This is a genomic window from Paenirhodobacter populi (assembly GCF_004022215.1).
GTDB lineage: Bacteria > Pseudomonadota > Alphaproteobacteria > Rhodobacterales > Rhodobacteraceae > Rhodobacter > Rhodobacter populi.
On the sequence record NZ_SAUZ01000031.1, the window covers coordinates 22,487 to 42,673 of the forward strand.

Genomic DNA, 20,187 nt, shown 5'->3' on the forward strand with positions numbered 1-20,187 from the left:
GGCGCCATTCCCGTATCGGATCCACATAGAGGACTGCGGGATGAAGCTGTTTGTCGGGCTGGATGTGTCGCTGGAGAAGACCGCGATCTGCGTGATCAGCGAGCATGGGAAGATCGTGAAGGAGGCGCAGGTGGCCAGCGAGCCCGAAGCGCTGTCGTGCTGGATCTGCGACCAGGACGGCGCAATTGCCGCCGTCGGGCTTGAGGCCGGCCCCTTGTCGCAGTGGCTGCATCGCGGGTTGTCAGATGCGGGACTACCTGTCGTTCTGATGAAAACCAGACAGGTAAAAGGCGCCCTGAAGGCCATGCCGATCAAGACGGACCGGCGGGATGCAGAGGGTATTGCACGTCTGCTTCATCTTGGTTGGTTCCGACCCGTTCATTGCAAATCGGTGTCTGCACAGGAGGTTAGAGCGGTGCTCAGCGCTCGTAAGGCTGTGCAACAAGGGTTTATCACGCTGGAAATGTCACTGCGCGGGCTGCTGCGGAACTTCGGGCTCAAGGTTGGCACCATATCCCGTGGCAGGTTCGAACAGCGTATCCGCGAACTGGCGGCGGGCAACCCGATGCTGGAAGCGGCAACCGAACCCATGCTTCGCGCGCGCTCGGCGCTGCGGCGAGAGTTGGCAGGTCTTGAACGCAATGTCCGTCAACTCTCCCAGGAGGATCCGGTCTGTCGTCGGCTGATGTCGATGCCCGGGATCGGCGCCGTCGTGGCGTTGACCTATCGATCTGCTGTCGATGATCCCGCCCGCTTCACATCCTCGAAGAAGGTCGGACCGTGGGTCGGCCTGATGCCGTCTCGCAACCAGTCGGGCGAGCGCGACGTCTTGGGAGGGATCACCAAGGCAGGCGACGTCAACCTTCGACGCGCGCTGTGCCAGGCGGCAACCGTCATGATGTATGAGGAGGGTCAGAAAACAGTCCGGGGGACTGTTTTCCCGACGATTGGTGGACGGGCGAGCTGGCTGCGAACCTGGGCGGCAAAACTTGCGCGCCGTCGTGGTGCCAAGCGCGCGATGGTTGGGCTGGCCCGCCGCATCGCCGTGATCCTGCACCGGATGTGGAAGGATGACAGCGACTTCCGTTTTGACATTCCCGTGCTTCATGCCGGCTGAAGACACAGTTTCCAGACTGCTGCCTGCCTGATCGCGGGCCTTCGAGGTCCCCACGGGACGCGGTTCCGGTGATGCCGTGCTCAGGACTGATGCCGATCGTATCGAGCAAGCCAATGAGATGGGCACATCGGAATTGCATTGAACCAGCATCATGTTGGCAGCCACAGCGCTGACCACGGACCGAAGCATGCACCCGGGTCGATCTCCGGCGAAGGCTGCCGAACAGGGAAGCAGATCACTTTCTCAAAGAACAAGGCCGCCCGCTCCGGCGGCACATCCCGTATACGCAAAACCGCTTGACTGGGACGACCCCGTTACCGAAGTCCTGACCCTAAGCTTCGGGCAGAAGCAGCCGCAGCCCCACCATCTTCCCCTGAGATTAGCCTCACCGAGACCAGCGACTGGCAATTCGCGGTCATTCCAAGCAATGAGGCATACTGCGGCGCAACCCCGATACATTCTATTTCGACTTGCGCAGGCGCCTGTAGAATGTCGATCTGTCGATTTTCGCCGCCCGGGCCGCAGCGGTAACATTCCCACCATACTCATTCAGAAATTGCAGCAATGCATCCTCCGACGTGCCATTTGTCGGTAAACTGGCGGAGGAGGCACGATCCGTTATCACTGCCGGAAGGTGGATGGGCAAGACAGAAGCACCATCGCACATTGCCGCGGCGAGTTCGCAAAGATTGATGATCTCCCGCACATTTCCGGGCCAGGCGTAGGACAGCAGCAGGTCCATCGCCTGAGGCGAGAAGCATGGTTTGCCTTCAGTGGCGGCGGAGATATTCTGGATCAGCCACTCCAAGTCAGTACGCGCGCGGACCGGTGGAATGTCAAGCACCAGCCCGTTCAGCCGGTAATACAGATCCTGCCGGAACTGTCCCTGCGCCACCAGTTCAGCCAAGTCGCGATGCGACGCAGAGATCACGCGGACGTTCACCGGTTCGGCCTTCGTGGCACCGACAGGCAGCACTTCTCGTTCGGACAGCACGCGCAGCAGCCGTGCCTGCAAGCCCATCGGCATGTCGCCGATCTCGTCCAGAAACAGCGTGCCACCATTCGCCTCGCGGATGAGACCTTTCTTGCCGCGGGCATGCGCGCCGGTAAAGGCGTTGGGGGCGTAGCCGAAAAGCTCGCTTTCGATCAGCGCCTCGGGCAGGGCCGCGCAGTTGATTGCGACGAAAGGCCCGCGTCGGCGAGAGGAGTCATGCATGGCCCGCGCAATGAATTCCTTCCCGGTGCCGGTCTCGCCCCGCAGGATGACACTGATCTGCCGGTCCACGACCCTGGCGGCACGTTCCGCCAGATGACGCATGGCGGGATCCCCGTCATGTATAGCCCGCAACGGCTTTGGCACTGCGTGCTCGACGGCCCGGCGAGGCGGCGCGGTCGGCGGGACCGAGCGTGCGAAGATGAAGCCGCCGGACTGCATCTCCAATGCGCCATCTACCGGAGCCATCGCGCGCGAGAGCTTGGGCAGATCGTCCAGATCATAAGAAAAAATCTCGTCGAACCGCTGACCGATCAATGCCTTGCTTGATTTTTGACCAAGAAGTGCAAGCGCATTGTTGGTCATACCCGCGATGCATCCATCCGCGCCGATGGCCAGCGCCGCCATCGGATCCACATCAAGAAATTCAGACGACAGGTTCAGCCGCAGGATCCAGTCCGCGCGATGACATCGGACGAGGTTCGCCATCTCTATCCGCCGGGCGCAGGATTTCATCACCTCCAGCGTCAGGGCCTGGCTCATCTTGTCCTGAGGCGGCTCCAGATGCGACAGATCCAGCGCCCCCACCAGCTTTCCCTGCGCGGAGTGGATCGGTACCGCGGTGCAGGAAAGGGACGTCAGTGCCATGTCGAAATGGTCGCCGCGATGCACGGTAATGGGCCGCCCGGTGGCGAGGCAGGCACCCACTCCATTCGTGCCGACATTGCTCTCGTGCCATTCCGAGCCCGAAATCAGCCCTGCATGGCGCACCTCCCGGTCCAATTCGGTATCGCCGATGGTATCGACGGTGACGCCGTGTGCATTCGCGAGCATCAGCACATAGCCCATCGCGTTTACCCGGCGATAGAGATCCTCCATACCGTGCCGAGCCATGCCCAGCAATTCCTCTGAATCCTGCCGGTGGTTGTTCAACTCCTGTGCGGTGACGATTCGTGGTCCCGTATGTCTGCCCGGATCCAACTGATGTTCAATGACGCAGCGTCGCCAAGAGGCCAGCACATCCGCATCCCGACGCGAATTCTGCCCTTCGGCCACGCCGATGACTTCCAGGACATGCGCCCCGGCGTTCGACCTTCCTCCCATTGGCTCCTCCCAAAGCCTCCGGGGCGAAAATAGCACGTTCTTCGCCCCGGTGTGGAACTGTATTACATGATCAGCCCTCTTTCAGCGTGAAAGATCGATTAGGATCTTGAGCTGCGTTCCGGCCGGGTCCAGCAACGCCTCGAACCCCTCGGCCACGGCCTGATCCAGGGCGATCCGCTTCGTCACCACCCGGCTGGCAGGGATCGCCCCCGAGGCGATCAGCTCGATGGTGCGGGGCCAGCTATGCGTCGGATAGCACCACGAACCCCGGATCTCGACATTCTTGAAGGTCAACTGGAAGAAATCCACACTGCCCTTACCCGCCATCAAGCCGGTCTGCACGATCACGCCCTGCTTTCTGACGGCGTCGAGACAGGATTGCAGCGCGCGCTCGTTGCCCACGCATTCCAGCGCCACATCGCAGCCGATGCCGTCCAGTGTGGCCGCGCCCACCACGTCGCCCACGTTTTCCCTGGCGGGGTTGATGGTGATGACGCCGGGCACCACCTCGCGCGCCAGGGCCAGCCGCGTCTCGTTCACGTCAGAGGCGAAAAGCCGTGTCGCGCCGAAGGCCCGTGCCGTGAGCAATGCAAGGATGCCGATGGGACCGGCGCCGGTAACCAGCACCGAATCGCCCGCTGTCACCCGACCCCTGTCGCAGGCATAGACCACCACGGCGGTCGGCTCGACCAGCGCGGCTTCTTCATCCGACATCTCGGCCGGGATCTTTTCGACATTGTAATCGTTCAGCAGCGCCATTTCCGACATGCCGCCCGAATGCCAGCTAAGCCCGACCAGCGCGAGACTGCCCGACAGGTTATGCCAACCGCGATCGGCGAAATACTCGCCGCCGCGCGGCATGATCAGCGGCTGGACAGCGACGCGGTCTCCCACCACGACTTTGGTGACGCCTTCGCCCACGGCCACGACCTCGCCCCCGAACTCGTGGCCCAGCACCTGCGGATAAACCGCGCCGGAATAGGGATGCGGCTCGGTCGGGACAAAGATCGGGCCGCTGGCATATTCGTGCAGGTCGGTGCCACAGATGCCGACGAAACGATTGCGGATCAAGACCTGCCCCGGTCCGGGCTGCCCGGGCCTGGCGATGTTCTCGATCCTCAGATCCTTCGCGGCGTGGAAGCGCAGCGCCCGCATGGTTCTGGTCTCCGCTGAGGCGCGCGTCATGGTTGCGTTCTCAATCGACATCTTCCCAACTCCCTGAAGTTTTCTGACCTGCCCAGAGGTAGGGCCGGTCGTTTCCGAATCCGAAAAGCAGCGCGATCACAAAGGACCAGTGCGTGCCCATGTATGCGTATGTCAGCGCCTCGTTCATGTCGGTGAAGACTGACCCGACCAGGCTGGCGAGAAAGAGGGTGACAATGGTTGTCACTATCACGCAGAACAGACAGGCGAGAATGCCGCCCCAGGGCATCGGGATGAGCGTGAAGGGCCAGTTCCTGAGCTGGATCAACAGCGCGTAAGAGACCGAGCAGGCCACCATGAACCACAGAAGCCAACGCGGGTCGGAAAAGTAGCCGATCGTCCAGAACGTCCCCACCCCGGGCGCTTCCGTGTCCCAGACCCCGATGCCCGAACTGATCGCAAGGAAGCAGATGACGACGAGGAACAGGATCCCGATTTGCGCCAGCGCCTTGCCCGGCTGGGTCATGCGCCGGGTCAGATAGGCGAGCACTCCCGAAGCCGAGCCCATCTCGATGAAGGGAAACCACCAGGCCGGGATCCAGCGGATGCTGGAATTCGTGACCACATAGGTCAGGAATGCGATCATCACCAGCAGGATGAAGAACTGCCGATGCGGCGGCATTCCCGCCACGATCCAGTTCTCGCCCGCGAACGAAAAAAAGGCGATGAAGAAAAAGATGCATCCGATGATTGGAAACACCCAGTCCGCATCAAGACCCGCCCAGTAAATGCCCTTGGCCGACAGCCATCCGACCAACCACGCCACCGCCAGCGTGACGAACCCGCGCGTCACCGGGTCTTCTATCCGATGGAAGGGAAAGCCGCCGCTCACCACGCTGAGGAGCACCCACCAGAGCGCCATGAGCTGCCAAGTGACGTTGTCGAGCCAGTACATCTCCGCAATCTGATCGCCAGCCCAAGGGCCGATCGGTGCGGCCTTGACGATCAGGTTCACGACGAAGCATGAGACGATGCCCAGTCCGAAGATCAGGCCGAGCCCTCCGAGCGCGTTTGGCAACCGCGCAGGCGCCACCTCTATAGCTGTTGTTTGCATGTCCTCACCTGTTCTTGTTCGGTTTGGTCTCTGCCCCCCGAGGGGTGGGCCGGAACGCAGATGTCTCCCTCCTCTGCCGGCTCGCTGCCGGATTCATGATTCGGCACCTGAAGAAAAATCACTTCGGAAAAGCGATATCGGGGCGCCCGGCCGGGATCGCCCGCCAGCGGCGGGGGATGCCCCTGGCCCGCGGGTCCCTTCGCGGGATGGAGGTGCTGCGCTTTCATGAGGGGCCTCCATCCAGTTCGTCAAAGGCCGCCAGCGCCTTGGCGGCATAGACCGTGCCCGGCCCGCCGGACATCTCGATGGCGATGGCAAGAACCTCGATGAATTCGTCGCGGCTGGCGCCATGGGTCTTGGCCTCGGCGGTGTGGAAGATGATGCAATCCTCGCAGCCACGCCCGATGGCGACGGCAAGGGCGATCATCTCCTTGATCGCCGGACCGAGCCTGCCCTCGCGGCTCGCGGCGGCCATCAGCCCGCGGAATGCGGACATGGTTTTGCCGTCGGCTTTGTAGAGCACGGCCGCGCGGGCGTTCGCCTCGGCCAGTTTCTGTTTCGCGCTCATACCAGCACCATGCCGCCGTCCACGACCAGACTTTGCCCGGTCATGTAGTCCGACCCGGCCGAGGCGAGGAAGATCGAGACCCCGGCCAGATCCTCGGGGTGCGAGGGGCGGCCCAGCAGGATGCCGGCGGAAAACCCCTCGAATGCCTCGTTGTCGCGGCTGGTCAGGCCTTCGTCCTTGAAACCCTTGTCGATCAGCTTCCACATGTCGGTGGCAACCACGCCGGGGCAGATGGCATTGACATTGATGCGGTGCTTGCCAAAGGCGCGGGCGGCGGCCTGGGTCAGCGCCACCACGGCGAATTTGCTGGCCGAGTAATGCGCCAGCGGCTCGTAGCCCTGCTTGCCGGCGATGCTGGCGGTGTTGATGATCTTGCCGCCACCGCCCTGCGCGATGAACTGTTTCGAGGCCTCCTGAATGCCGATCAGCACGCCCATGGCGTTCACGTCCATGACACGGTGCCAGTCGTCCTCGGTGATGTCGTTGAACTGCTTGACCTGTGCGATGCCGGCATTGTTGAACATCGCATCCAGCCGTCCGTAGCTGCTGACGGTCCGGGCGATCAGCGCCCGGGTGCTGGCGCGGTCGGTGACATCGACCGCGAGGCCGATGGCCTGCCCTCCGGCTTCGCGGATCTCGGCGGCGGTGGCCTCTGCGGTTTCGGCGTTGATGTCGGCGATGACCACGCGGGCGCCAGCCTGCGCCAGCCCCTCGGCGATCGAACGGCCGATGCCGCGGCCCGAGCCGGTGACGATGATCGACCGGTCTTCAATGGAATTGCTCATGTCTTTCCTCCCTCTGGAAAAGGCCGCCCCGCGCCTCGGGGCGGCCTGCTGTTTCAGGCGATGAAATCGCGGATCAGCCGGTTCACCTCGGCGGATTGCTCCATCTGGACCATGTGGCCGGCGTTGGGGATGATGCTGGTCCGGGCTCCCGGCAGGGCACCGGCATGGGCGGCGGGGATGATGGCATCCGCCTCGCCCCAGATCACCTGCGCCGGCACCCCGCCGGCGGCCAGCCCCGCGCCGATCTGCTGCGCCTGCCGACCGCCCTTGAAGAGGGCCGCCGACAGGTCGGACAGGAAATCCTGCACCCCGTCCAACCGCTTGAACTTCAACAGATCCTCTACCATCGCGCGGCTGACCAGCCCCTGATCCTTGAACAGATGCGCCAGCACGGGTTTCAGATCCCTGCGCCCGGTCGCGGCGACGAAGCCGTCGATATAGCCGGCGTTGATTTCATCCCCCAGTCCGGCCGGGCAGATCAGCGTGACCGAGGCCACACGCTCGGACGCGCTGATCGCCACCGAACCCGCGATCAGCCCGCCCATCGAGTGGCCCGCCAGATGCACCCTGCCGGCACCGATATGGTCAAGAAAGGCCAGAACCGTATCCACCATCAGCCCCAGCCCGGCCGGCCGCGCCGACTTGACCGACTGGCCATGGCCAGGCAGGTCCAGCGCATAGACCGGCGCGCTTTCGGCCAGGACATCAATGTTGAACAGCCAGTTGTCCAGATCGCCGCCAAAGCCGTGGATCAGCACCAGCGGCACCCCTTCGCCCGGGCGTTCCGCATAGCGGATGCGGCCGGCAGGCAGCTCGACGAATTGATAGGCGGGGCCTTCATCGTCTTCCTCGCCTCCGGCAGAAGGTGTCTCATAGGCGGCGACATAGGCGTCGATTTCCGCGTCCGGCACGCTCGCCGGCGCCATCACTCCCAAGAGGGCGCGGACGGGATAGGTCTCGCCCTCGACGCCGACGCGACGGCGCAGCAACCCGCCATCCGCCGCCTCGACGACATTGGCGATCTTGTCGGTCTCGACATCCATGATCTCGTCACCCGGCGCGATGACCGCGCCTTCGGCCACATGCCATGCGGCAAGTTTGCCCTCTCGCATCGACAGACCCCATTTCGGCATCAGGATGGGGGTGATTTTCTCCATGTCAGTTCTCCAGCGTCTTGCGAACCGCCGCGGCGATGCGTTCGGCAGAGGGCACATAGATATCTTCGAGCGCGGGCGAGAAGGGCACAGGCGCATGCGGCGGCGTCACCATCTGGATGGGCGCCTTCAGCGATTCAAAGGCGTCCTGCGCCACGTTGGCCGAGATATCGGCGGCGATGGAACAGCGCGGGTTCGCCTCGTCGACGCAGATCAGCCGGCCGGTCGTCTCGACGCTTTCAAGGACCGTATCCATGTCGATGGGCGACAGCGTGCGCAGGTCGATCACCTCCACCTCAATGCCGTCCTTTTTCAGCATCCCGGCCGCTTCCAGCGAACGCCCGACCATCTGGCCATAGGTGACGATGGTGGCGTCGCGGCCCTCGCGCACGATATTCGCCTCGCCAAAGGGAATGGTATAGGGTTCCTCGGGCACGTCGCAGGTGCTGGCATACAGATTCTTGTGCTCAAGAAAGATCACCGGATCGTTGTCGCGGATCGACTGGATCAGCAGGCCCTTGCAGTCATAGGCGTTCGAGGGGCAAACGACCTTGAGCCCCGGCAGATGCGTGAACAGCGGCGTGAGCATCTGGCTGTGCTGGCCCGCCGCGCGAAAGCCCGCGCCGCACATCGCCCGGATCACCACCGGGGTTTCCGCCTTTCCGCCGAACATGTAGCGGAACTTGGCCGCCTGGTTGAATACCTGGTCCAGACAGACGCCGATGAAATCAACGAACATCAGCTCGGCCACCGGCCGCAAGCCCGCCGTCGCCGCCCCCACTGCCGCGCCGACATAGGCGCTTTCCGACAGTGGAGTGTCGATCATCTGTCCGGGGTGCTTGGCGTAAAGCCCCTTGCTGACGCCAAGGACGCCGCCCCATGCGTCATCCTCGCCCTTCGCGCCGGCGCCGCCGACGATATCCTCGCCCATCATGATCACGGTGGGGTCGCGGGTCATTTCCTGATCCAGCGCCTCGTTCACCGCGTCCTTCATGCTGATGATGCGTGCCATGGTCTCTCCTCCCTCAATAGGACACGTAAACGTCGGTGGTCAGTTGCTCGGGTCGGGGGTGCGGCGCGGCGATGGCCTCGTCCACGGCCGCGTTGATCAGCGCGGCGACCTCGGCATCGATGGCGTCAAGCTCGGCCGCGTCGATCACCCCGACCTCGGTCACTTTCTGGCGGAAAAGCGTCAGGCAATCATTGTGCGCGCGGTTGTATTCGTTCTCACCCGGCGCCTTGTAGGTCTGGGCATCGCCCTCGAAATGACCGAAGAAACGGACGTTCTTGCATTCCAGAAGCGTCGGTCCCGCGCCTTCGCGGGCGCGCTTGATCACCTCGCCCGCGGCCTCGTAGACTGCGAAGAAATCAAGGCCATCGACGGTGATCCCCGGCATGCCGAAGCCGGTCGCCCGGTCCACATAGCTGTCCGAGGCGGTGGCATAATCCACCGAGGTCGATTCCGCGTAACCGTTGTTTTCCACGACAAAGATCACCGGCAGGTTCCAGATCGCCGCCAGGTTCATGCTTTCCAGCACGGTGCCCTGGTTCGAGGCGCCATCGCCGAAAAAGGTGATGCCCACGCCGTCATGCTTCAGCTTCTGCGCCGCCAGCGCCGCGCCGCAGACCAGCGGCGCACCAGCGCCCAGAATGCCGTTCGCCCCCATCATGCCAAGCGACAGGTCGGCGATATGCATCGAGCCGCCCTTGCCGGCGCAGCAGCCGGTGGCCTTGCCATAGATCTCGGCCATCATCGCCTTGACGTCGACGCCCTTGGCGATGCAATGCCCGTGTCCGCGATGGGTCGAGGCGATGCGGTCGCGGTCGTGCAGATGCGCCATGATGCCCACCGCCGTCGCCTCTTCTCCGGCGTAGAGGTGGACAAATCCCGGAATCTCGCCGCGCGAGAAATCGACATGCAGCCGCTCTTCGAAATCGCGGATGGTGCGCATCTTTCGATAGGCGTCCAGAAGCTGCTCTTTCGGCAGCGGAAACGGATTGGACATGAACTCCTCCCTGGTGTTCGTCAGTCTGGGTTGCGGATGAACAGCCCGGCCAAGGCCGCATGGGCCATGCAGGCCGGCACGTCGATGGTGCGAAAGGCGTCGGGCACCAGACGCACGGAAACCTCGTCGCTTTCGGTGAAGATCAGCTCGCGCTCGCCATCAAAGGCCAGCGCGCCGGCCGGGATCGAGGGGCGGTGCGCCGCGCCGGGCCGCATCGTCTCGATGCCCGCGATTCCGACCCGGTCGATCAGGCCCGGCGCGATCGGGGCCAGCAATCGGCGCGGCGCGTCGGGGGACAGGCGGATATGCCGCCCCTCGGGGGCGGCGCGGTCCACCGGGTCCAGCAAGCCGGCAATCGCGGACATGCCGATGGCCTGCGGCAGGCCGAAGGTCACGAACAGGTCACGAAATCCGTTGGTTTTCCAGATGGCGCGGGTGCCGACGAAACGGTCTTCGACCACTGCGACGTCGACCAGCGCAATTTCGCGCCGGTCGTTCAGCGCGACCTCCAGCCATTTGTTCGGGCGAAAAGCGGTGGTGGGCGGCACCTGTCCGGTCGCCGCCAGCCCGACGGCCAGCCCGGTGATCGTCGGTTCCCGCAATTCGGGAAAGGCGTTGTTGGTTCCCGTCGACACACCGGCCACAGGGACCCCGCCACAGGCACCGACGACGACACGATTGGTTCCGTCACCGCCCAGAACCACGATGGCCGCGACCCCCCCTTCGGCCATCATCCGCGCGGCGCGGGCGCTGTCCCCGGCTGTCGCCGTCACCGGCATGTCCAGATAGCGAAGTTGCGGAAAGCTCATGTGCCCCAGCCGCAGCTCGCGCTGGATGATGCGCTCCAGATGAAAGCGGATACCACCATTCTCGGGCATGACCACGACCTCGTCCACGCCGGTAGCGGCCAGTCCGGCCATCATGCGCAGAACGATGTTGGCACGGTCGTTGATGGGCAGATTGCCCGCATGCGAGATCACCCGGCGAATATCGCGGGCAGAAATCGGATTGGCGATAATACCGACCTTGACCATTCTGTTCCTCCCTGCAAATCTAACAAGCAACAGGGATGCCAAACTAAACGGATAGTTTTTTCAGGGTTTTTGAAGGCAGGTGTAGCATTCGATGCAACACTGTTGCGCAGCGGACAGAGGGCAGCCGATGCAAAGGCAGGAACAGCGCCAGATCAGGAGTTTATCCCTCAGTCTGCAAATGCGGCTAGCGCTGGATGTGCTGCATATGGATACGGGGCGGCTCAGGCGCCGGATCAGGCTGGAACTGGCAAGAAACCCGGCGCTGACCTGCTCGGACCCCGAGCTCTTGCCGCAGGCGGAGGATGCGCGCGCCGCTCTGATTGCCCAGATCGGGCTGCTGCGCCTGACGGTCGAGCAAAGACGGTTCGCGCGGGAGTTGGTGCATTGCCTCGACGACCGCGGGCTGCTGGTCGATCCGCTGGCCGAGATCGCCGCATGGCTGGGCACGACCCATGACATGCTGAACGATCTGCTGCCGCATCTGCACCAACTGGAGCCGCCGGGGGTGTTCGCCCGCGATATCGCCGAGTGCTTCCGCCTGCAACTGCGGGCGAAGAACCGTCTGGACCCGTGGATGGACCGGCTGCTGGACCGACTGGATCTGGTCGCGGCAAATGATCTTTCGGCCATCGCCGCATTTTTGGGAACGGATCACGAAGACTCGCGGGAGATGGTCGCGGATATCCGCAACCTTTCTCTGGCACCCTTCTTGGGCAGCGCCGAACCTGAAGGGCCTCCGCCCGAACTGGAACTGACGGCCGAGGGTGTGCTGCGCCTCGGAACGACGCTGAAACTTGTGCAGCACGACGGAGGAGAGAATGCCGAAGCCCGGATCTCGGCGCAAAATCTGGCCGCGGCGGTGGAGGGCCGGGCGGCAAGCCTGTTGCGGATCGGCACAGCGATGGTTGAGCTCCAGTTGCCCTGGCTGCTCGGTGGCGGCGCATGCCGTCCTTTGACGATGACCGCGCTCGGCGCGCAACTTGGAATGAGTAAAAGCACCATCAGCCGCGCTGTCGCCGGCGTTGCAATGCGGACGCCCAACGGGATCGTGCATTTGAGAGATCTTCTGAAAACCCCCGTCAGTCCTCAAAATCCTGACCTCGATCGTGAAGCTGTGGCAAAGACGCTTCGCAATATCATGGACAACTGGCCTGCGGCACCCAGAATGACGGATGCGCTTCTTGTCAAGGAGCTTGCGGCGAGAGGTATCCGCCTTTCACGCCGTACAGTCGCAAAATATCGTCTTGAGCTAGGCTCCAGACCCATTGATTTCAGGCTTCTTGCGTGATTCAGGCTCCGCAACGAGACCTGATTGATGAGCAATCTTTACTGGCTGACCGACGCCCAGATGGAGCGGCTGAAGCCGTTCTTCCCCCAAAGCCATGGCAAGCCCCGCGTCGATGATCGCCGTGTTCTCAGCGGCATAATCTTCATCAATCGTAATGGCTTGAGGTGGCGTGATGCGCCGAAGGAATACGGACCCGCCAAGACCTTCTACAACCGTTGGAAGCGCTGGAGCGACTACGGTGTCTTCGCCCGGATCATGGTCGGCCTGGCCGCCGAGCACGCCGCGCACAAGACCATCATGATCGATGCGACCCACCTCAAGGCGCACCGCACGGCGTCGAGCCCGTGCGTGAAAAAGGGGGGCTCGAACGTCAGCCCGTCATGACCTTTCCGGAAGTCGATCGCTTTCGTCGCGACCATGATCCGAACCCGGTTCGACGGGAAGATCATGTGCCAGCCGTCAGCGCGCGGGCCACCGATGCTTATCCGATCTGCCGAGGCCCCGGCTTCCAGGCGGATGGTCACGGCACCGACGACGAGCTCGGCCCTCTCCGCCACAGGCCGCACGACGACAGGGCGCGGCTCCTCGCCTGGGCCCAGCATCAACGTCGCAAACTCTACGGGATCTTCCGGCGCGGGCAGAACCAGCCGCCCTTTCCGCGCCAGCGTTCGCCACGATGATACATGGTTTGCAGGCAAGCCGTGCCGTCGCGCCACCTCATTCACCGTTGCGCCAGGCTCCAGCGTTTCCGCCACGATCCGCGCCTTCACCTCATCTGGCCACTTCCGGTTCCGACGGCCGCGGCCGCCAGCCGGGAGAACCTCCAATGCAGTCTCCATGGAGAAACTCCGTCCTGATCATCACGAATATCCAATGCGACAATCAGGCCGCAGGCTGGAAGGTGAGGTCCAGCCGCCGCTTACCAAACTTCTGCTATAGTGGTGCTATTAATTACAGGCCATTAATCCCAATAGATTTACTGTGGAAATCCCGCTTTCCGGGGACTTCTACAACAATGCTCAGCCAGTGCCGCAAGCACAAATCGCACAAATCAATGCGTGGCGGGCAACACGGACTCTTGCGTCAGGTCCCGACGCGCAGCCGATCTGTAGCGCTTGGGAGCCTTGCCCGTGACACGCTTGAAGGCAACACTGAACGCGCTTTCGGACGAATAGCCGAATGCCTCCGAAAGCTGTGCGAGCGATACATTGCTTTCACGCAGTGCACGCTCGGCCAAATGCATGCGCCATTGCGTCAAGTAGGTCAGTGGCGCTATGCCAGCGACGGACTTAAAGTAGCTGGCGAAGACCGTCCGTGACATTGCACATGCCTTGGCCAACTCGGCGAGATGCCATGCCCGTGCTGGATCGGTATGCATGAGACGAACAGCCGGCTCGATACGCGGGTCGCTGATCGCCCTCAGCCGCCCAGCCATGATCGCATCGGAGCTTTCGAGATAGCCACGCAGGATGTGCAGGAACATGAGTTGCGCCAATTGCGCCGCAGCGAAGTCGGCGCCTGGCCGATCTTTCCGGTGCTCTCGCACCAGTTGTTCGATCAGCCAGCCGATTGCATCGGCTTCGGCGGTGCCCGCGCGCAAATGGATCACGGGCGGAAGATTGTCGATCAGCAATTGCCCGCTGGCCGAGTCCAGTTGCACGTGTCCGCCGAGGAAGAAGAAGTCCGCCTCCTCCGTGCCTATGTTCAGGATTTGATGCGCCTCGCCGGCGTACAGGGCCACGGCCTCGAGGCGGGGCAAGGCCGGATCGCTGGCGAGCGAAAAGCCGCGTGTGGCGGTCAGCAGGAAGGCGTCCCCCTCGCTGAAGCGAATGGGCTCTTCGCCGTCAATGGTCAGCCAACATCCGCCGCGCGCAGCGATCAGGAACTTCACGCGCTCAGGCGGCGGAAACTGCACCGCCCAATCGCCGCCCGCCAGAAAACCGCCCGAGATGACCGAGCGCGCATTGACCAAGGAGAGCATGCCTGAGAAGGGATCTGGATTCATGTCCGGACTATCGCAAAGAAAATCGAGACTGACAACTATTCCGAGTTCTACTCAGGGCGAATAAGTTCGGAGCATACCAGCAAGAACCAGGTTCGCTCCATGCCGACAACCGTATCACCATCTCCGCAGTGTCCGATCCAGTCCGGGTTCACCGCGGCCTCGACGACCTCCGACGTCATCGCCGGCATCGATCTGGCCGGGAAAGTGGCGATCGTCACCGGCGGCTATGCTGGCCTCGGCCTCGAAACCGCGCGAACGCTAGCCGCGGCCGGGGCATCGGTCATCGTCCCCGCACGTGATCTTGCCAAGGCGCGCGCGGTGCTCAACGGTATCGAGCGCGTCGATATCGAGTCCATGGACCTGCTCGATCGCCATTCCATAGACACCTTCGCCGACAGGTTCTTGGCTTCAGAGCGGCCACTGCACATCCTGGTCAACAGCGCGGGCATCATGGCGCTGCCGACCCTGACGTTGGATGCGAGGGGCTACGAGCATCACTTCGCGGTCAACCATCTCGGCCACTTCCAACTGACCCGGAAGCTCCTGCCGGCGCTGCGCAGAGCTAACGGTGCGCGTGTCGTCTCCGTGTCGGCGTGGGCACATAGACTCTCGAACGTGGTGTTCCACGACCCGTTCTTCCAGGGTCGTGAGTACCAGCCGATGCTGGGATACGCCCAATCGAAAACGGCCAACATCCTGTTTGCGGCCGGCCTCGACATGCGCGAGCAGCGGCATGGCGTGCGCGCCTTTTCATTGCATCCGGGAAGCATCGTGACGACCGATCTTGGCCGCAACTTCGATCAGGACCAGTTGAGGGCATTCGGTGTCATAGACTCGGAAGGCCGGCCGATTCTCGATCCTCAAAAGCAGCTCAAGACGGTCGAACAAGGCGCCGCCACCCAAGTCTGGTGCGCGACCAGCCCGCAGCTCGATGGCATCGGTGGTGTCTACTGCGAGAACGTCGAGGTCGCGCGGCTGGTGCCCCCCGAAGAAAGTACGAACTGGGGGCCGGCCGATTCCACGAAGAAGCTGGGCGTCATGCCGTATGCGGTCGATCCCGATGGTGCGGAACGCCTGTGGGCGCTCAGCGAAGCACTGCTCGATGCGACGCCGCGGCAATCCGCCTGAACGTCACCAGGATATTTGGAGAACCACAATGACTACTCCCCAAACCCCAATCAATTCAGGTTTCACCGCCGCATCCACGACTTCCCATGTCATCAAGGGCATCGACCTGGTTGGCAAAGTGGCGATCGTCACTGGCGGCTACTCCGGGCTCGGCCGCGAGACCGTGCGCACCTTCTTGTCCGCGGGCGCTCGCGTCATCGTCCCGGCGCGCGATGTGGAGCGAGCGCAGAAGGCGCTCGAAGGCTTGTCGGCAGCCGAAGTCGAGGACATGGACCTGCTCGATCCAGCGTCGATCGATGTCTTCGCCAAGCGCTTCTTGGCGTCAGGGCTCCCGCTCGACATCCTGGTCAACAGCGCCGGCATCATGGCTCTTCCCGAGCGGACCCTGGACGCGCGTGGCTACGAACTGCAATTCGCCACCAATCACTTGGGCCATTTCCAGCTGACCGCACGCTTGTGGCCCGCGCTTCAGCGAGCGGAAGGTGCTCGGGTGGTCTCGGTATCGTCCATGGGCCATCGCTTCTCACCGGTCGTCTTCGATGACATCAACTTCGAAAGCCGCCCATACGACCCGTGGGCAGGCTACGGCCAGTCCAAGACCGCCAACATCTTGTTCGCGGTCGAACTCGACGCCCGCGGCCAGAAGGACGGCGTGCGCGCCTTCTCTCTGCATCCGGGCGGCATTCCCGGCACTGGCCTGGAACGGCATGTCCCGGTTGCGGATCTGATCGCCGCTGGCGTGATCGATGAACAGGGGGTTCCGCAGATCAATCCCGCCAAGGACATCAAGTCCATCCCGATGGGCGCTGCCACCCACGTATGGTGCGCAACCAGCCCGCAATTGGCCGGCTTGGGTGGGGTTTTCTGCGTCGATTCCGACATAGCGCCCCTGATGGACGCCGCCCCGAAGAATTTCTCGATCGCTGAAAGTCAGTCAGGACACCGCACCAATGGCGTCGCGCCTTACGCCGTCGATCGAGAAGCGGCCAAGCGGCTGTGGGATCTCAGTGAGCAACTGACCGGCGTGCGCTTCCTCGACTGATGCTCAGCCTCCGGTCTCACCGGCCTGGCCGTTTCATCACAACTATTGGGAATGAACCATCATGAGTAACCAGTCTCCCCTCGGCACAGGCTTCGGTCGCGCCTCGACTACGTCCGATGTCATCAAGGGCATCGATCTTCGCGGCAAGATCGCCATCGTCACCGGAGCGAATGCCGGCCTCGGTCAAGAGACAGCTCGCACTCTGGCGGGCGCCGGAGCACATGTCATCGCGGCGGTGCGCGATGTCAAGAACGCACAGCGCGCCCTGGCTGGCGTGGACGGCCTGGAGTTCGACACGCTCGACTTGATCGACTCCAAGTCGATTGCAGCGTTCGCCGAGCGGTTCCTGGCCTCCGGGCGTGCGCTGGATATCCTGGTTAACAACGCCGGGATATTCTGCCGACCGTTCGCTCTCGATTCTCGCGGAATCGAGTCACATTTCGCGGTCAATCACCTAGGCCATTTCGAACTGACGACGCGGCTTTGGCCGGCGCTGGTCAAGGCCAATGACGCGCGGGTCGTCACGGTCAGCTCGCTGGCCCACCGGATTGCGCCAGTGAGCTTCGAGGACATCAACTTCGAACGACGCGAGTATCAGCCAATCCTGGGATACGCGCAGTCCAAGACGGCGAATGCCCTGTTTGCCGTCGAGCTGGACCACCGTGGACGTGATCAGGGCGTACGCGCCTTCGCCGTTCATCCCGGCGTGATCGTCGAGACCGACATCATCGATCACCTGAGCGACGACGAGAAGCATGCGATCGGCGAATGGACGCCTGACGGCCGGCCCGTGATCGATCCGGCGAGCGGCTACAAGTCTATCCCGCAAGGCGCGGCAACAGCCGTCTGGTGTGCGACCAGCCCACTGTTGGAAGGTCTGGGGGGCGTCTACTGCGAAAGCAGCGACATCGCTCCGGTTGTCTCGCCGGAGTTGGTTGCGAGTTGGGGCGGGATTGCCGCCGATCCCTCACATCCCGCGGGTGTCATGCCCCACGCCATCGACCCAGTGGCGGCTGAGCGCCTGTGGACCCTCAGCGAGGAACTGACGGACACTCGGCTGTCGCAGTCCGAATAGAACGAAGCGGGATCACGCACTCTGCGATGAACGGCCCACATTGCATCCATGCGGTTCGATCCATGTAAACCGAAGAAGGATCATAAAATGACTGTTGAACAGATCAATCCTGCCGGCGCACCCAGTCCTTGGAAGGACAAGGTTGCAATCGTTACCGGAGGCTCAAGAGGCATTGGCCGGCGTATCGCCGAGCGTCTCGCTCAAGAGCGGTGCCGGGTCGTGATTGTCTATCAAAGCGACGCGACCAAGGCGAACGAAGTCGTGGCCGCTATTTCCGAAAGTGGCGGTATCGCGCGCGCTGAGAAGGCAAATGTGTCTGATGAAGCGGCTATCGCCGCGATTTTCGAGAACGCCGAACAAGAGTTTGGCGGCATTGATATTGTCGTCCATGCAGCTGCCATCCTGCCTGTAAGCACGCTGGCCGAGGTCGACCTGGCCGAGGTCGACCGGGTACTGCAAACCAACCTTCGCGGCACCTTCGTCGTGAACCAGCAGGCTGCGCGCAGAGTGCGCTCCGGAGGGTCAATCATCAACATCTCCAGCGCGATCACGCGCCAACTCGTGCCCGGATACGGGGCCTACGCCGCATCGAAAGCCGGCATGGAAGCGCTCACGGTCGTACTGGCGAGAGAACTCCGAGGCCGTGGGATCACTGTGAACGCGGTGGCTCCGGGGCCGACCGACACAGAGATGCTTACGCAGACGCTTGAAAGCAGCAGCGACGGCGTGGCGATGCGCGAAGCCCTTGTCAGCGCCATCCCCCTGGAGCGCATCGGAACGACCGATGACATTGCTGACGTCGTACTCGCGCTCACAGGAACCGTGCGGTGGGTCCATGGGCAGGTAGTCCATGCCAGTGGCGGAATGGTCTGACCGCAGCAAACGCTTGCCGCGACTTTGCCGCACTTCTCAAATCGAGCAGCTAAGGATTATGGACATGACAGACAAAATCGACACGCATCGACGCAACGCGATGATTGGCGTTGCGGCCGGCGCGGCGGGAATGATGACTCTGCCTGTGGCGGCCCAAGGGGCCAGAGAGAGCGATGCCGAGCAGCAGAAACCTTTGACTGGCAAGATCGCGATCGTCACAGGCGGTTCGAGAGGTATCGGCAGACGCATCGCCGAACGGCTGGCCCAGGAAGGATGCCGAGTGGTGCTTGTCTACCTAAGCAACACGGCGGCTGCGAATGAGGCTGTAGCGGCCATCTCGCAGCAGGGTGGTGTTGCCCGAGCGGAGAAAGCTGACGTTGCGGATGAAAAGGCCATCGCGGCGGTATTCCAACGCACGCAACAAGATTTCGGTGGAATCGATTTCGTCGTCAACGCCGCCGGCATCCTGCCAGTGAGTTCGATCAGCGAGGTAAGCTTGGCAGAGGCGGATCGGGTCTTTCAGACCAACCTGTGGGGAACGCTTGTCGTTGACCAGCAAGCGGCCCGAACTGTCAGGGCCGGCGGGTCGATCATCAACATCTCCAGCGCAATCACGCGCCAGTTGGTTCCCGGATATGGCGCCTATGCCGCTTCAAAGGCCGGTGTTGAAGCGCTTACCGTGGTGCTCGCTCGCGAACTTGGCGGCCAAGACATCACCGTCAATGCCGTGGCCCCCGGCCCAACCGACACGCAGATGCTGAACCAGACGCTTGAAAGCAGCGGAAACGCCGAACAAATGCGTCAGGCGCTCATCAGTGCGATTCCGCTTGGGCGGATCGGGCGGACAGACGACATCGCCTCTATCGTCCTGGCGCTCATCGGACCCAATCGGTGGGTCCACGGCCAGGTCATTCATACGAATGGCGGCATCGCGTAGACGGTTCGAGCGAGAAGACCCTTATGCGCTGGCTGGCATCCGCGCTAAGGTCACTTTCATGCCATGGCGTTTACGCTGGTGGTGCGGTCAGTTCAACGTCGAAGGCTTTCAAAGCTATTAGAGGCCGTCCGCTCAGGGCTCTTCACGTCGATCTGACCGCTCTGCCTGTGGCTCACGCGTTGGACCATCCCAGCGGCCGAAGCTATGCGGACAAAGCCGCCGGTCGCTGTCGCGGCATCGGGACCAACTGCTTTACAGCCTAACAGACCAACAGGGCGGAAAGCCTACTGTGAGGCACTGCGGCACGGCAGCCGCAGCGAGACTGGGAAAGCGGTCGTTCGTTCATGGCGCAGCAATCACCCAGCCCTGCCACCCGCAAGGGCGGGAAGTGGTCTAACGGCAGTACGGCATAGCGGTGGCGACGACCTTGGCAAAGCGGCCGTTCAAGCATGGCATAGCGGGGCGTCTTTTCATGTGTGCAGGGCTTTGATGATGTGACCGCCCTCCGACGGCATCTGTGTGCCAAGGTGGGCCTGCAAGGATCCACATAGGAGAGCGGTCATGTCGGAGATTACCACTGTCGGGCTCGATCTGGCGAAGA

General features: G+C 62.8%; 18 protein-coding genes and 2 pseudogenes. 9 read left to right on the forward strand and 11 right to left on the reverse strand.

What is annotated here, in order from left to right; translation table 11 throughout:
* Positions 1–40 precede the first annotated feature (40 nt).
* Positions 41–1,117, forward strand: coding sequence for an IS110 family RNA-guided transposase (locus D2T30_RS19795; RefSeq protein ID WP_128210251.1), 1,077 nt, complete (start codon positions 41–43; stop codon positions 1,115–1,117).
* Positions 1,118–1,577: 460 nt separating this feature from the next.
* Here D2T30_RS19795 and D2T30_RS19800 read toward each other — a convergent pair whose 3' ends face one another.
* From D2T30_RS19800 to D2T30_RS19840, 9 genes are all read right to left on the reverse strand, one after another.
* On the reverse strand, positions 1,578–3,434 hold the full coding sequence (locus D2T30_RS19800; protein WP_128186070.1) for a sigma-54-dependent Fis family transcriptional regulator: 1,857 nt from the start codon (positions 3,432–3,434) through the stop codon (positions 1,578–1,580).
* 81 nt (positions 3,435–3,515) lie between these two features.
* Positions 3,516–4,619, reverse strand: coding sequence for a 2,3-butanediol dehydrogenase (locus D2T30_RS19805; protein ID WP_241651350.1), 1,104 nt, complete (start codon positions 4,617–4,619; stop codon positions 3,516–3,518).
* A gap of 10 nt (positions 4,620–4,629) precedes the next feature.
* Positions 4,630–5,691, reverse strand: coding sequence for a hypothetical protein (locus D2T30_RS19810; RefSeq protein WP_128210252.1), 1,062 nt, complete (start codon positions 5,689–5,691; stop codon positions 4,630–4,632).
* Positions 5,692–5,914: 223 nt separating this feature from the next.
* Complete coding sequence (locus D2T30_RS19815) at positions 5,915–6,259, reverse strand: carboxymuconolactone decarboxylase family protein (RefSeq protein ID WP_128186066.1); 345 nt, start codon at positions 6,257–6,259, stop codon at positions 5,915–5,917.
* A complete protein-coding gene (locus D2T30_RS19820; protein WP_128186064.1) occupies positions 6,256–7,044 on the reverse strand; it encodes an SDR family NAD(P)-dependent oxidoreductase in 789 nt (262 codons plus the stop codon). Before D2T30_RS19820 ends, D2T30_RS19815 begins: the two co-directional genes overlap by 4 nt.
* Positions 7,045–7,097: 53 nt before the next feature.
* Positions 7,098–8,201 carry an acetoin dehydrogenase dihydrolipoyllysine-residue acetyltransferase subunit gene (locus D2T30_RS19825; protein WP_128186062.1) on the reverse strand — a complete coding sequence of 368 codons (1,104 nt, stop codon included), beginning with the start codon at positions 8,199–8,201 and terminating at the stop codon, positions 7,098–7,100.
* Position 8,202: 1 nt separating this feature from the next.
* On the reverse strand, positions 8,203–9,210 hold the full coding sequence (locus tag D2T30_RS19830) for an alpha-ketoacid dehydrogenase subunit beta (protein WP_128186060.1): 1,008 nt from the start codon (positions 9,208–9,210) through the stop codon (positions 8,203–8,205).
* Positions 9,211–9,223: 13 nt separating this feature from the next.
* The gene (locus tag D2T30_RS19835) at positions 9,224–10,204 is read right to left on the reverse strand and encodes a thiamine pyrophosphate-dependent dehydrogenase E1 component subunit alpha (RefSeq protein ID WP_128186058.1); all 981 of its coding nucleotides are present in this window, start codon (positions 10,202–10,204) and stop codon (positions 9,224–9,226) included.
* Between the two features lie 20 nt (positions 10,205–10,224).
* Positions 10,225–11,238: an ATP-NAD kinase family protein gene (locus D2T30_RS19840; protein ID WP_128186056.1), complete on the reverse strand. Its 1,014-nt coding sequence runs from the start codon at positions 11,236–11,238 to the stop codon at positions 10,225–10,227.
* Between the two features lie 127 nt (positions 11,239–11,365).
* On the opposite strand from D2T30_RS19840, the gene D2T30_RS19845 reads away from it, so the two are divergent.
* The 3 genes and pseudogenes from D2T30_RS19845 (at position 11,366) to D2T30_RS23760 (ending at position 13,206) form a co-directional block, all read left to right on the forward strand.
* On the forward strand, positions 11,366–12,526 hold the full coding sequence (locus D2T30_RS19845; protein ID WP_241649169.1) for an RNA polymerase factor sigma-54: 1,161 nt from the start codon (positions 11,366–11,368) through the stop codon (positions 12,524–12,526).
* Between the two features lie 27 nt (positions 12,527–12,553).
* Positions 12,554–12,889: pseudogene (locus D2T30_RS19850) on the forward strand (transposase); the annotation flags it as partial.
* Between the two features lie 17 nt (positions 12,890–12,906).
* A complete protein-coding gene (locus tag D2T30_RS23760; RefSeq protein WP_241649179.1) occupies positions 12,907–13,206 on the forward strand; it encodes a hypothetical protein in 300 nt (99 codons plus the stop codon).
* Here D2T30_RS23760 and D2T30_RS24205 read toward each other — a convergent pair.
* Both D2T30_RS24205 and D2T30_RS19860 read right to left on the reverse strand, forming a co-directional pair.
* Positions 13,204–13,365, reverse strand: a pseudogene (locus tag D2T30_RS24205) (transposase); the annotation flags it as partial. The gene D2T30_RS23760 and the pseudogene D2T30_RS24205 overlap by 3 nt on opposite strands.
* Before the next feature lie 212 nt (positions 13,366–13,577).
* Positions 13,578–14,531: an AraC family transcriptional regulator gene (locus D2T30_RS19860; RefSeq protein WP_128210253.1), complete on the reverse strand. Its 954-nt coding sequence runs from the start codon at positions 14,529–14,531 to the stop codon at positions 13,578–13,580.
* A gap of 99 nt (positions 14,532–14,630) precedes the next feature.
* Here D2T30_RS19860 and D2T30_RS19865 point away from each other — a divergent pair, with 99 nt between their 5' ends.
* From D2T30_RS19865 to D2T30_RS19885, 5 genes are all read left to right on the forward strand, one after another.
* A complete protein-coding gene (locus D2T30_RS19865; protein WP_128210254.1) occupies positions 14,631–15,659 on the forward strand; it encodes an SDR family NAD(P)-dependent oxidoreductase in 1,029 nt (342 codons plus the stop codon).
* A gap of 28 nt (positions 15,660–15,687) precedes the next feature.
* Positions 15,688–16,701: an oxidoreductase gene (locus D2T30_RS19870; protein WP_128210255.1), complete on the forward strand. Its 1,014-nt coding sequence runs from the start codon at positions 15,688–15,690 to the stop codon at positions 16,699–16,701.
* Positions 16,702–16,762: 61 nt separating this feature from the next.
* Positions 16,763–17,776, forward strand: coding sequence for an SDR family NAD(P)-dependent oxidoreductase (locus tag D2T30_RS19875; protein WP_128210256.1), 1,014 nt, complete (start codon positions 16,763–16,765; stop codon positions 17,774–17,776).
* An 87-nt stretch (positions 17,777–17,863) separates the two neighbouring features.
* On the forward strand, positions 17,864–18,649 hold the full coding sequence (locus D2T30_RS19880) for an SDR family oxidoreductase (protein WP_128210257.1): 786 nt from the start codon (positions 17,864–17,866) through the stop codon (positions 18,647–18,649).
* A 64-nt stretch (positions 18,650–18,713) separates the two neighbouring features.
* Positions 18,714–19,586, forward strand: coding sequence for an SDR family oxidoreductase (locus D2T30_RS19885; protein ID WP_241649168.1), 873 nt, complete (start codon positions 18,714–18,716; stop codon positions 19,584–19,586).
* Positions 19,587–20,187: the final 601 nt, after the last annotated feature.